This window comes from Vagococcus sp. WN89Y (assembly GCF_052220145.1).
Lineage (GTDB): Bacteria > Pseudomonadota > Gammaproteobacteria > Enterobacterales > Enterobacteriaceae > Kosakonia.
This window is the reverse complement of record NZ_JBQPOM010000069.1, coordinates 87,184-99,341: the sequence shown is the minus strand read 5'-3', so window position 1 is coordinate 99,341 and position 12,158 is coordinate 87,184. Positions and strand designations below refer to the sequence as shown.

Annotated in this window: 12 protein-coding genes; 5 read left to right on the top strand and 7 right to left on the bottom strand. The window is 54.1% G+C overall.

Going from position 1 to position 12,158, the window contains the following annotated elements:
- Positions 1 to 70 precede the first annotated feature (70 nt).
- The 4 genes from ybeD to lipA all read left to right on the top strand — a co-directional run bounded on the left by ybeD (position 71) and on the right by lipA (position 3,491).
- Entirely contained in the window at positions 71 to 334 is a 264-nt protein-coding gene (gene ybeD / locus ACTU3N_RS20550) for a DUF493 family protein YbeD (RefSeq protein WP_017455881.1), read from the top strand.
- An 83-nt stretch (positions 335 to 417) separates the two neighbouring features.
- Positions 418 to 1,059 (top strand): lipoyl(octanoyl) transferase LipB, encoded by a 642-nt coding sequence (lipB, locus tag ACTU3N_RS20545; protein WP_443087989.1) that lies wholly within the window; start codon positions 418 to 420, stop codon positions 1,057 to 1,059.
- A 307-nt stretch (positions 1,060 to 1,366) separates the two neighbouring features.
- Positions 1,367 to 2,320 carry a YbeF family transcriptional regulator gene (locus ACTU3N_RS20540; RefSeq protein WP_443087988.1) on the top strand — a complete coding sequence of 318 codons (954 nt, stop codon included), beginning with the start codon at positions 1,367 to 1,369 and terminating at the stop codon, positions 2,318 to 2,320.
- A gap of 205 nt (positions 2,321 to 2,525) precedes the next feature.
- Positions 2,526 to 3,491, top strand: a complete 966-nt coding sequence (gene lipA / locus ACTU3N_RS20535; protein WP_443087987.1) for a lipoyl synthase — start codon at positions 2,526 to 2,528, stop codon at positions 3,489 to 3,491.
- Between the two features lie 67 nt (positions 3,492 to 3,558).
- Here the strand turns inward: lipA and tatE are convergent, their stop codons facing one another.
- A complete protein-coding gene (gene tatE / locus ACTU3N_RS20530) occupies positions 3,559 to 3,765 on the bottom strand; it encodes a twin-arginine translocase subunit TatE (protein ID WP_443087986.1) in 207 nt (68 codons plus the stop codon).
- Between the two features lie 130 nt (positions 3,766 to 3,895).
- A complete protein-coding gene (locus ACTU3N_RS20525) occupies positions 3,896 to 4,744 on the bottom strand; it encodes a deaminated glutathione amidase (protein WP_443087985.1) in 849 nt (282 codons plus the stop codon).
- 27 nt (positions 4,745 to 4,771) lie between these two features.
- On the opposite strand from ACTU3N_RS20525, the gene crcB reads away from it, so the two are divergent.
- Positions 4,772 to 5,155 carry a fluoride efflux transporter CrcB gene (crcB, locus tag ACTU3N_RS20520; RefSeq protein ID WP_443087984.1) on the top strand — a complete coding sequence of 128 codons (384 nt, stop codon included), beginning with the start codon at positions 4,772 to 4,774 and terminating at the stop codon, positions 5,153 to 5,155.
- A gap of 55 nt (positions 5,156 to 5,210) precedes the next feature.
- Here crcB and cspE read toward each other — a convergent pair whose 3' ends face one another.
- The 5 genes from cspE to ACTU3N_RS20495 form a co-directional block, all read right to left on the bottom strand.
- On the bottom strand, positions 5,211 to 5,420 hold the full coding sequence (cspE, locus tag ACTU3N_RS20515; RefSeq protein ID WP_007373839.1) for a transcription antiterminator/RNA stability regulator CspE: 210 nt from the start codon (positions 5,418 to 5,420) through the stop codon (positions 5,211 to 5,213).
- A gap of 192 nt (positions 5,421 to 5,612) precedes the next feature.
- Complete coding sequence (gene pagP / locus ACTU3N_RS20510; protein ID WP_443088020.1) at positions 5,613 to 6,176, bottom strand: lipid IV(A) palmitoyltransferase PagP; 564 nt, start codon at positions 6,174 to 6,176, stop codon at positions 5,613 to 5,615.
- 169 nt (positions 6,177 to 6,345) lie between these two features.
- Positions 6,346 to 9,465, bottom strand: coding sequence for an efflux RND transporter permease subunit (locus ACTU3N_RS20505; protein WP_443087983.1), 3,120 nt, complete (start codon positions 9,463 to 9,465; stop codon positions 6,346 to 6,348).
- On the bottom strand, positions 9,462 to 10,895 hold the full coding sequence (locus tag ACTU3N_RS20500; RefSeq protein ID WP_443087982.1) for an efflux RND transporter periplasmic adaptor subunit: 1,434 nt from the start codon (positions 10,893 to 10,895) through the stop codon (positions 9,462 to 9,464). Before ACTU3N_RS20500 ends, ACTU3N_RS20505 begins: the two co-directional genes overlap by 4 nt.
- Positions 10,892 to 12,148, bottom strand: a complete 1,257-nt coding sequence (locus ACTU3N_RS20495) for a TolC family protein (RefSeq protein WP_443087981.1) — start codon at positions 12,146 to 12,148, stop codon at positions 10,892 to 10,894. The genes ACTU3N_RS20500 and ACTU3N_RS20495 overlap by 4 nt, the downstream gene beginning before the upstream one ends.
- Positions 12,149 to 12,158: the final 10 nt, after the last annotated feature.

Below are 12,158 nucleotides of genomic sequence, written 5' to 3'. Positions count from 1 at the left end.
CATATACTGTTTATCCTGAAAACTCCTGCCCTTCGCGGCAGGAGTTGTTATTTTTTACACCGGAGCTGAAATGAAAACCAATCTCAAAGAACTGCTTGAATTCCCTACCCCTTTTACTTACAAAGTAATGGGCCTGGCGAAACCTGAGCTGGTTGATCTGGTGGTGGAAGTGGTACAGCGCCATGCGCCCGGTGATTACTCTCCACAAGTAAAACCGAGCAGCAAAGGTAATTACCATTCGGTATCTATTACCATCAACGCAACGCACATTGAGCAAGTTGAAACGCTGTATGAAGAGCTTGGCAACATCGAAATTGTTCGTATGGTGCTGTAATTGTTAAAGATGCTACCTGAGCCATTCAGGTAGCGTTTCTGTGATATACTCCCCGCACTCTTTTCTCCCCCGGAGATGCCGTTTTGTCTCAGGATACAATCCTCATTCGCAACCTGGGCTTACAGCCCTACGAGCCCGTGTCCAGGGCAATGCATGAATTTACCGATACGCGCGACGATACCACCCCCGATGAAATCTGGCTGGTGGAGCATTTCCCTGTTTTTACCCAGGGCCAGGCCGGTAAAGCCGAGCATGTGCTGGCACCAGGCGATATTCCCGTGGTGCAAAGCGATCGCGGCGGCCAGGTGACTTATCACGGGCCGGGTCAGCAGGTTATGTATGTTCTGATTAACCTTAAACGGCGTAAGGTGGGTGTGCGTGAGCTGGTGACTCTGCTGGAAAATTCAGTCATCAATACGCTGGCAACGCTTGGCATCACCGCGCAGGCGCGTGCAGATGCGCCGGGTGTCTATGTTGCAGGCGAGAAAATCTGCTCGCTGGGTTTACGCATTCGTAAAGGGTGCTCGTTTCATGGCCTGGCGCTAAACATTGCGATGGATCTTGCGCCCTTTATGCGTATCAACCCCTGCGGTTATGCAGGGATGAAAATGACACAGGTCAGCCAGCTTATCAGCCCCGTATCTGTTGACAGCGTTCGGACAATTCTTATCCAGGAATTTTTAGCGCTACTAAACAATCCAGCACATAAATATATGGATGCTTAATATACTCTGTATTGTGGCCCGCATTTCGTGCGGGTCTTATTTATTTGCCCGGTTAGCGCTTTACAACAGAAGCCATATTCTCTATTTTCAAGCTACCTGCCTTGTTCTGATTAATAAGCTTTTTTGATGTTTTTCAGAACGTCGCCATTGTGCTTTTGTCCAGGCATTTTTTGAGTGCATAGTCCGGCATCGCGATGAAAAATCTACGTAATGATGGTATGAGACAGGATGTTAACTCAAATTAACAATCACTAAATAAAATAAATTCAACTATCATTCTTAATGCAAATGATTATGGAGCACTAGCGTGGATAATAATAAACTGCCGGAAAAGCGAATAACCCGGCGTCCTGATGATGATAAGCCGCAAATCTTCCGAACGCTGCGTAATATTGATCTTAACTTATTGACGATTTTTGAGGCTGTATATGTCCACAAAGGGATTGTCAACGCGGCAAAAGTGCTCAATCTCACGCCTTCTGCTATTAGTCAGTCAATTCAGAAATTACGCTCAATATTTCCCGATCCCCTTTTTATTCGTAAAGGACAGGGCGTGACGCCAACGGCGTATGCTTCACATTTGCACGAATATATAAGCCAGGGGCTGGAGTCTATTCTCGGCGCGCTGGATCTTACCGGCAGCTATGATAAGCAGCGAACGATCACTATCGGGACGCCCCCTTCGCTGGGCGCGCTGGTCGTTCCCGTGGTCTACCAGGCGATAAAAGAGAGCGCGCCGCATTTAATGATGCGCAATATTCAGGTCAATGATGTGGAAAGCCAGCTGAGCCAATTTCAGACCGACTTAATTATCGATACCCATATTCCCACTTCGCGCACGCTGAGCCATCATGTGCTCTATAGCGATCGCCTGATGCTGGTTTGCCGCAAAGGCCATCCTTGTCTGGAGGGAGCAATTAATAGCGAAGTGTTACAGCAGTATGAGCACGCGTTGCTGATGCTGGAAGGGCAAAACTTAAGTAGCCTGCGCCAGCGCATGCAGGATATCTTCCCGGAACGGCAGGTCAGTTTCACCAGCTACAATATGTTCACCATTGCAGCACTGATTGGTAACAGTGATTTGCTGGGGATTGTGCCCGCGCGTTTTTTCAAAACCTTCAGCGCCAGCTGGCCGCTGGTCGAAGTGGATTTTACCCCTGTCAGCAGCGAAACGCTGGACATTTGCTTGTATTACAATAAATTAAGCCTGCGCGACCCCGTACTGGAAAACGTGATTAACGTTATCCATCGCGCTTTTTAAGTCTTACCTGCACCGGGCCTCTGTACGCTCCTCCCCTGGGCAATTTGCACAAATCAACAACTATTTTACAATTTGCCCGGTTGCCAGGCTGCTTTCTGCCGCCTGGTAATGGTATACTGCGCATAGTCTGATTCAAAAATAGTTGATAGATACAACATTGAATTGAATTGCCTGATACGTTACCCGCAACTGGAACACGCACGCTATGAGTAAACCCATTGTGATGGAACGCGGTGTTAAGTACCGCGATGCCGATAAAATGGCTCTTATCCCGGTTAAAAACGTGGTAACAGAGCGCGAGGCTCTGTTAAGAAAGCCGGAATGGATGAAGATCAAACTCCCGGCTGACTCGACCCGTATTCAGGGAATTAAAGCCGCCATGCGCAAGAACGGGCTGCACTCAGTGTGCGAAGAAGCATCCTGCCCTAACCTCGCAGAGTGTTTCAATCACGGCACGGCGACCTTTATGATCCTCGGCGCAATCTGCACGCGCCGCTGCCCGTTCTGTGACGTGGCGCACGGGCGCCCGGTTGCGCCGGATGCTAACGAACCGCAGAAACTGGCGCAGACCATCGCTGATATGGCGCTGCGTTATGTCGTGATAACGTCTGTGGACCGCGACGACCTGCGCGATGGCGGCGCTCAGCACTTTGCCGACTGTATTACGGCTATTCGCGAAAAAAATCCGACGATTAAAATCGAAACGCTGGTTCCTGACTTCCGTGGCCGTATGGACAGAGCGCTTGATATCCTCACCGCAACGCCGCCAGACGTGTTTAACCACAACCTGGAAAACGTACCGCGTGTTTACCGCCAGGTTCGCCCGGGCGCTGATTATAATTGGTCGCTGAAGCTGCTGGAGCGCTTTAAAGAAGCGCACCCGGAAATCCCAACCAAATCAGGTCTGATGGTCGGTCTGGGTGAAACGAATGCGGAAATCATTGAAGTGATGCGCGATCTGCGCCGCCACGGCGTAACGATGCTAACGCTTGGCCAGTACTTGCAGCCAAGCCGTCACCACCTGCCGGTACAGCGCTACGTCAGCCCGGACGAATTTGACGAGATGAAAGAAGAAGCGCTGGCGATGGGCTTTACCCACGCGGCCTGTGGCCCGTTTGTTCGCTCTTCTTACCATGCCGATTTGCAGGCCAAAGGTATCGAAGTGAAGTAATACCTGCTTACAAAGCAGACAAAAAAACCGGCATTTAGCCGGTTTTTTTTCGCCTGTCGCAGCGCGGTTACTCTTTGTGAGAGAGTTTCTCAGCCGTGATTTCGCCGTCGATGTTTTTCTTCGCGCCTGCGTCATCATCATTATTCATGGCTTTTTTGAAGCCTTTGATGGCTGCGCCCAGGTCACCGCCGAGTGTACGCAATTTTTTGGTTCCAAACAGCAGAACAACCAGTGCGGCCACTACCAGCAGTTTGGTAATACTAATCTCACCCATAGATACCTTCTTTCATAATACAGCTGCGTTGCTAAGACACGATTATAACCTGAATAGATTAACGGTCATTACGTGCGCGCACACAATAGCAATCTGTAACGAGATGAATCAAGCTTTGTTGAAAAAAACATCACAACAACCGGGGTGGCGCAAAGCGTCGGTTGCGTAACACCGGCAATTTTTCCCGTGTCTGCATGACGCGCTCGCGTGCCACCTCTGCCAGAATAAGTGCTGGCTCTTCGGCGGCAGCGGCAAGGGTGACACCCTGCGGGTCGATGACACGGCTCTGGCCGATGTTTTTATTGCCACACTCACCGGCCGCAATAATATAGCAGGTGGTATCCAGCGCCCGCGCCGACAGCAGCGTCGCCCAGTGCTGCTCTTTAAGCGGGCCGCGCACCCAGGCGGCGGGCAGCACCAGCAGCTCAGCACCGCGCAGTGCCAGCGACAGCGCCAGCTCCGGAAAACGCAGATCGTAGCAGGTCATCAGCCCGACCTTCATCCCTTCCACCTCAATCAGCGGCGGCTCGCTTGCCCCCGCATCCACATACGCCGACTCACGCATGTTAAACGCATCATAGAGATGCAGCTTGGCATACTGCGCAATAATTTTTCCGCCACGCAATACCACCAGCGTATTCACCGCCCTGCCATCGGAGGACGGAACATGTACCGTCAGCACTGTCGTCAGGGTATTGTGGCGGCTCTCTTCGCAAAGGCGCTGTATAAAGCCGCCATCGAGCCGCTGAGCAGACTTCACCGACAGTTGCGGGTCGTTATCATCTCGTGCCAGTAAAGCTTCTGGCAGTACCAGTAATGACGCATGGCGCTGTGCGGCTTGTGCCATTAACGTTATGCAGGTGCGCGCGTTGGTTTGCCAGTCTGGTGTCACGGCAAATTGTCCACAAGCAACATTCATCTCTTTCTCTCCCGGCCAGGCGTAGCCATCAAGCAGCGACGGCGTTAAACTCGAATACATTAATAAATCAAATAGCAGGAATTCACCGTGTTACAACTTGCATTAGCCGTTTTTATTGGCGGAGGCACAGGGAGTCTGGGGCGCTGGTTGTTAAGTATGCGCCTCAACCCAACGCATCAGCTGATCCCGATAGGCACATTAACCGCGAACCTGATGGGCGCGTTTATTATTGGTCTCGGGCTGGCGTGGTTTAACCGTATGACGCATATTGATCCGGTATGGAAAGTGCTGCTGACGACCGGGTTTTGTGGCGGTCTGACTACATTTTCAACATTTTCGGCGGAGGTGGTCTTTTTGCTGCAGGAAGGGCGCATTAACTGGGCGTTGCTGAACGTGGCGCTAAACCTGTTCGGTTCATTTGCCATGACGGCGCTTGCTTTCTGGCTGTTCTCGTCGGCCAGTGCAAACTGAGGAGATAAAAAAAACCCGCCGTGGCGGGTTTTGGGATTCTTGCTGACGCGCTGAATTAAACAGGCATTACGTTAGCAGCAGAAGGGCCTTTGGCACCGTTAGTGATTTCAAACTCTACACGCTGACCTTCAGCCAGAGTTTTGAAACCGTTGCTCTGGATCGCAGAGAAGTGTACGAACACGTCTTTGCTGCCATCTTCCGGAGTAATGAAACCGAATCCTTTGGATTCATTAAACCACTTAACGTTACCTTTAATCTTAGACATCAAAATTACCTTTACATGAAAAATCGACACAAATGCTGTGTCGGATACCAGTACAACAATTGTGAGCGGTTTTGTCCAGTCGTTATTCGCTAAAAAGTGATAAATGTCGCGAAGTTTTTTTCGGTTGACGGTTTATTCCACTATTTATCAGCTGGTTAATAAATAAACGCTTCGTCAACCTACAAACTTTAGCTAAAACTGAAAACGTAACCACGCGAAATAAACGTTGCCGTTGTTATATGTACCGGGAATGTATGTCATCTGGAATGTTGCCGGCCCATAGCCAACGGACGCCAACGGCAGCAGAACCGGTATGGGAATGTACTTCCAGTTATCCCGCGCGGTCACGCCAGCGGTGTAGCCCAGGCCCAGACGAAACGCATCATCGCTCAGCGGGCGCCAGGTCTTCTCCCAGCCATAGCCACCGATGGGTTCCCACTTGTTATAGGAGTCTTTAAAAGCCATCAGAAACAGGCCGTGCCAGTTGCCCTTTTCATCCCAACGATCCTGACCAAAACCGGCCCCCCAGGGACGCTCATTGTAGCGGTCGGTTTTATCTTTATCGTAGGCAAAGCGCGCATGCCAGGTGATGGCAGGTACATATAACTCATAATGTTCCGGTTGCTGCCAGGTTTGCTTCACATTATGGGTGAAATTATCGAACCAGGACTTTTCTTGCGCCTGTAGCATAAATACCGGTAAAAACTGGCTAAATAAAGCCAGAAAAATTGCAACGCACTTATTCTTAAAAAACACCACGTTTATTCCATTCTATAAATACGTTCATATTATCTAATATTTTACCTGAATGATTCCTTAACAAAATCTGATTAATTCTTAAAAAAACAGTGAGAATAATTTGATATGCGAAGCATCGCCCTGAATTATGTAAAGTGATGCGCTCCGTTACCGAAGCGCATATTGATTAATGTTTACGATGCAATAGTAAGTAGGCGGCAGGGATCACAAACATCGACAGCAAAGGCGCGGTCACCATCCCCCCAATCATCGGCGCAGCAATACGGCTCATCACCTCGGAACCACTGCCGCCGCCCCACATGATAGGCAACAGCCCGGCCATAATGGTCGCCACCGTCATCACTTTCGGGCGCACACGCAGCACGGCACCTTCATGAATTGCGCGCATCAATGCGCTATTTCCCTCATTATTTTGTGGTTGCTTGTATTTATCCCACGCCTGGTTGAGATAGAGCAGCATAATAACGCCGAACTCTGCCGCGACCCCCGCCAGGGCAATAAACCCCACAGCGCTGGCGACCGAAAGATTATAACCCAGCAGCCACAAGAGCCAGACGCCGCCAATCAACGAGAAAGGTAATGTCCCCATTATTAACAGGGCATCCGCAACCCGTTTAAAAGTAATAAACAATAAGATAAAGATAATCATTATCGTTACCGGCAATACCAGCTTTAATTTTGCCGTCGCACGTTCCAGGTATTCAAATTGCCCGGACCAGGAAAGCGTTACCCCTTGCGGCAGTTGCACTTGCTGCGCCACCCGCTGCTGCATCTCTTCAACGGCGGATTTCAAGTCGCGGCCACGTAAATCCACGTAGATCCAGTTCGACAGGCGGGCGTTTTCGCTTTTCAGCATCGGCGGGCCTTGCGTGATGTTTATCTCTGCCAGGTCGCCAAGCGCTATCTGGCTCCCGTTTGCGGTCACGACCGGGAGCGCGCGCAACGCGCCGATATTATCCCGCAGTTCGCGCGGGTAACGCACATTGATGGGGTAACGTTCACGGCCTTGTAATACCTCACCAATATTTTCCCCGCCCACCAGCGTGGCGACCAGCGATTGCAGCTCTTTGACCGAAACACCGTAACGCGCGGCCTGCGGGCGATTAATAGCAATATCAACATAACGCCCGCCCGCCAGCCGCTCGGCAAGGGCCGATGTCACGCCCGGCACACTTTTCACCACCTGCTCAATTTGCTGCGCCACCCGCTCGATATCGGCAATATTATTACCGTTCACCTTTATGCCCACCGGGCTTTTAATGCCCGTCGCCAGCATATCCAGGCGGTTACGAATGGGCGGTACCCAGACGTTCGCGATCCCCGGCAGGCTGACGGTTTTATCCAGCTCTTCAACAAGTTTTTCTTCGGTCATTCCGGGACGCCACTGTTCGCGGGGTTTAAAACGAATGGTGGTTTCAAGCATGGTCAGCGGCGCAGGATCGGTGGCGCTTTCCGCACGCCCGGCCTTGCCAAACACACTTTCTACTTCCGGCACGCTTTTGATTAGCCTGTCGGTTTGCTGTAACAACCGTGTGGCTTCGCGCGCAGACACGCCCGGCAAGGTCGAAGGCATATAGAGCAAGTCTCCCTCGTTAAGCGCAGGCATAAACTCGCTGCCCAAACGGCTTAACGGCCAGAGTGTTGCCAGCAGCAGCAGAAAAGCGAGCGCCAGCGTGCTCTTTGGCCAGGCCAGCACCTTGTCCAGCAGCGGCTCATAGAGACGGATTAAAAAGCGGTTGATTGGATTGGCTTTCTCATCAGGAATATTGCCGCGAATAAATAGCCCCATCAGCACCGGCACCAGCGTGATGCCTAACCCTGCCGCGACCGCCATCGCCCAGGTTTTGGTGAACGCCAGAGGAGAAAACATTCGCCCCTCCTGCGCTTCGAGGGAAAACACCGGAATGAAAGAGAGCGTGATGATAAGCAGGCTGCAAAACAGCGCAGGCCCGACCTCAATCGCCGCCTGCTCCGAAAAGCGCCAGTAGTCTGCGCCCGCGGGTTTGCGCCCGGGATTTTCGTGCCGCCACTGCTCCATCACTTTGTGCATGTTCTCAATCATCACGATCGCCGCATCCACCATCGCGCCAATGGCGATAGCGATACCGCCAAGCGACATAATGTTGGCGTTGATGCCCTGATAGTGCATGACAATAAACGCCCCCAGAATCCCCAGCGGCAAAGAGACAATGGCTACCAGCGCCGAGCGAAAATGGAACAAGAACAGCGTACAGACCAGCGCGACCACGATAAACTCTTCGATAAGCTTATGTGTTAGCGTTTGCACGGCGTGCTCAATCAATGTCGAGCGATCGTAAACCGGGACGATTTCCACTCCGGCAAGTAACGTTTTTTGTATCTCCGCAAGCTTCGCTTTTACCGCATTAATGGTTTGCAGCGCGTTTTTACCGTAGCGCATCACAATAATGCCGCCCGCGACCTCCCCTTCCCCGTTATATTCCGCCACGCCCCGGCGCAGCTCCGGTCCGAGTCGTACGGTTGCCACATCAGAAAGCATCACCGGTACGCCGTCGCGGCTGGCTATCACCACCTGGCGAAAATCCGCCAGCTGGCGCAGATATCCCGTGGTGCGCACCATAAATTCTGCCTCCCCCATTTCAAGCAATGCTCCACCGCTCTCCTGGTTCGCCGCCTGTACCGCCGCGACAATCTGCTCGTGGGTGATGTTCAGCGCCCGCATCCGCGCCGGGTCAGGCACTATCTGATACTGGCGAACCATCCCCCCGACGCTGGCAACCTCGGCCACATCCGGCACGGTTTTTAACTCAAACTTGAGCGTCCAGTCCTGTAGCGCCCGCAGATCCGCCAGATTATGTTTACCGCTTCTGTCCAGCAGCGCATATTCGTAGATCCACCCCACGCCGGTAGCATCCGGCCCAAGACCGACGCTCACACCGGCAGGCAGCGAGGACTGGATCTGGCTGAGGTTTTCCAGCACCCGCGAGCGCGCCCAGTACAGATCCGTATCATCCTCAAACAGGACATAAACATACGCGTCGCCAAACATCGAGTAGCCGCGCACGGTTTTCGCACCCGGCACCGACAGCATCGCGGTCGTGAGCGGGTAGGTGACCTGGTCTTCAATAATTTGCGGTGCTTTCCCCGGATAACTGGCACGGATAATCACCTGCACATCCGAGAGATCCGGCAGAGCATCGAGCGGAGCGCGTTGTACTGCCCATAACCCCCATCCGGTGAGCACGAGCGCCGCCAACAAGATAAGCAGGCGGTTACGCAACGAGGCGCGAATGACAGCTGCAATCATTTCATGCCCTCCTGCTGCGCCATCAGGTGAGTTATCACCGCACCTTCTTTATCATCCAGCGTGAAACTAAACATGACCTTATCGCCCGGCGCGATCCCGGCGATGGGCTGTTTTAAGGCAAAATCCATCGTCATCGCCCCCCAGTTCAGCGCCGGGATAGGCTGATGCGACAAGGTGATACTGCCCTGCCCGATAGCTTTCACCACGCCGGTTGCCTGGTATGTCTGCCTTTGTTGCGCAGCCGGTTGCTGTTCAGGCAGCGCGCTCCGTAAGCTGGCTTCTGAATCGATCAGGAACTGCCCGGAGGTCACCACGCGGTCGCCCTCCTGAAGCCCCGACAGGACTTCGGCAAAGCCCTGCGCAGTGCGACCCACAGAAACATTCACTGGCCGGAAGTGGCCCTCGCCTGTCGCCACCAGCACGCGGCTTGTCTCGCCAGTATCGATAAGCGCTTCTTCCGGGATGGCCAGCACGGCGGGTTGCTGTTGCGACGGCGGCAGGGTAACGGTCAGAAACATACCGGGCTTGAGTTTTTGTTGCGGGTTATCCAGCACGATACGTGCTTTCAGCGTCCGGGTGGTGGTTTCCAGCTGCGGCAGTAGCTCACTGACGCGACCATGAAACAGCTCGCCAGGCAACCCTGCCAGGGTCGCAATGACGTCGCTTCCCACAGCGAGCGCCTGCGCCTGAGTTTGTGGGTAATCAATCACTAACCACACCGGGTCAAGACTTGCCAGCTCAAGCAAGGTTTGCGTAGCCGCGACCTGCGCGCCTTCGCGGGCATCCAGCTTCACCACATAACCATCGCTATTCGCACGCAGCGTGAGCCGGGTTTGCGGTTTCCCGCTGCGCTCCACCGCGCGGATAATTGTTTCAGGCATAAATTGCAGCCCAAGGCGTTCACGGGCTGCGCGAGTCAGCGCGCTATCACCCAGTTGGCGGACCGCGAGAAATTCCTGCTGAGCGGTCGTCCACTGAGGAACCCAGAGTTGCACCAGCGCATCGCCTTTTTTCACCCATTGCTGCGGCGCGCGAACGAACAATTTTTCCACCACGCCAGCCGCAGGCGCAGGCACGCTCTGAATGCTGCGCTCATCCGTCGTTACCGTGGCAAAGGCGCGAAAGTCGCTTGCCAGCACACGTTTTTCCACTGCTGCGGTGGTCATGCCGAGGTTTTGCTGCTGCCGGGCGCTGACGCTTACGCCCCCGCTGGCAGGCGTCTCGTCGGCATAGCGCGGTACCAGTTGCATATCCATAAAAGGCGATTTGCCCGGCTTGTCAAAGCGCTGGTCGGGCACCATCGGGTCATACCAGTAGAGGACAGTGCGCTGCTGCGCCGGATGCGGCGTGGGCTGCTGTTGCCCGGCAAAATACCCGGCTGGCGCTGCAATACAGGCCGTTATCAGTACGGCTAAAACCGTTTTTTTCATTGATTTAACTCCTGAGGGATCAGCCAGCGGATCGCGGCCCAAATCCGCGCCATCTCTTTCTCGGCCTGGTAGGCGGCCAGCTCGCTGTCGAGCACACTACGACGCGCGTCCAGAACTTCTGTTAGCGCAGACTGCCCGGCACGGTACTGTGCCGCCAGCAACGTCGCGCGGCTGCGAACCAGCGGTAGCACCTCATCATGCTGTCGCGCCCACAGAGTTTGTGCGGCGTTATATTGGGCAATCAGCGTGCGCACCAGCGCCAGATGATCGCGCGTTGTCAGCGCCAGTCGATCGTTGGCTTGCAGAGTGCGGGAGACATCGGCAGCGTGGTCTTTGTCCTGGCGCCTGGACTGGAACAGCGGCAGATCAACCGTGAACATCACGCCTGCCATATCCTCATAACCTTCAGCGCGTCGGCCATACCACACCTCGACCTCCACATCCGGGATCGCGGCAATAGCAGACTGCGCCGATCGCGCTTTGGCACTGTTCGCTTCGCTTGCCGCCGCCACTATGTCGGGATGGCGGGTGATGGCCTGCTCCAGCGTTTTTTCATCGGCTGGCAGGCGTTGATAGTGAGGAAGTTCGCCAGACACGGCGGTGACATTTTGCCCGGTCAGTTGCATCAGGCGGGTCTGCGCAAGTTGCACATCTCGCCTGGCAAGCGTGACGTTATCGCGCATAGCAATCAGCGCAATGCGAAACGCCAGCACGCTATCCGCTGGTGCATTGCCCGCCGCGACGCTGGCATGCTGTGCCCCCTGCTGTCGCTCGGTTTCTGCCAACAGGCGGTTGGCCGCACGCAGCGCCTTTTCAGCGAGCGCTAAATCGAGCCATGCCTGGGCCGCATCACGCTGCAAATTAGCGCGCACGGCAGTTGATTTGGCGTTGATACTGCGCGCTTCGGCAAGCAGGGTGTCGGCTTTGCGATCGCGTTTTTCGGCGCTGACATACTGCTGCATGATGCCAATGCGCTGCATGGTCATGCCCTCGCGGGTCAGGCGGCGACCGTTGCCGCCCTGAACCGGAACATTATCGAGACCAAATTTCAGCTTCGGGTCCGGCAACTGGCGGGCGGACTCCGCCATCGCGTTCAGCGCGCGGGCCTCGTTCTGGTTTGCGGAAAGTTCAGCAGAGTAGCGCTCTGCGGCGGCCAGAGTTTGCGTCAGCGTGAGGGACTCCGCCTGGGCGGCGGAGCAGATCAAACCGAGCACAATCCCACCGAGCCGCAAGCTCAGTGTGTTTCGTTTCATTGCGCCCCCC

Bases quoted from the DNA above. Each gene is read 5' to 3' on its own strand.
- ACTU3N_RS20500 (WP_443087982.1), bottom strand. From the start codon at position 10,895: ATGAAAAAAACGGTTTTAGCCGTACTGATAACGGCCTGTATTGCAGCG.
- ACTU3N_RS20495 (WP_443087981.1), bottom strand. From the start codon at position 12,148: ATGAAACGAAACACACTGAGCTTGCGGCTCGGTGGGATTGTGCTCGGT.
- lipA (WP_443087987.1), top strand. From the start codon at position 2,526: ATGAGTAAACCCATTGTGATGGAACGCGGTGTTAAGTACCGCGATGCC.
- tatE (WP_443087986.1), bottom strand. From the start codon at position 3,765: ATGGGTGAGATTAGTATTACCAAACTGCTGGTAGTGGCCGCACTGGTT.
- cspE (WP_007373839.1), bottom strand. From the start codon at position 5,420: ATGTCTAAGATTAAAGGTAACGTTAAGTGGTTTAATGAATCCAAAGGA.
- ACTU3N_RS20525 (WP_443087985.1), bottom strand. From the start codon at position 4,744: ATGTATTCGAGTTTAACGCCGTCGCTGCTTGATGGCTACGCCTGGCCG.
- ACTU3N_RS20505 (WP_443087983.1), bottom strand. From the start codon at position 9,465: ATGATTGCAGCTGTCATTCGCGCCTCGTTGCGTAACCGCCTGCTTATC.
- ybeD (WP_017455881.1), top strand. From the start codon at position 71: ATGAAAACCAATCTCAAAGAACTGCTTGAATTCCCTACCCCTTTTACT.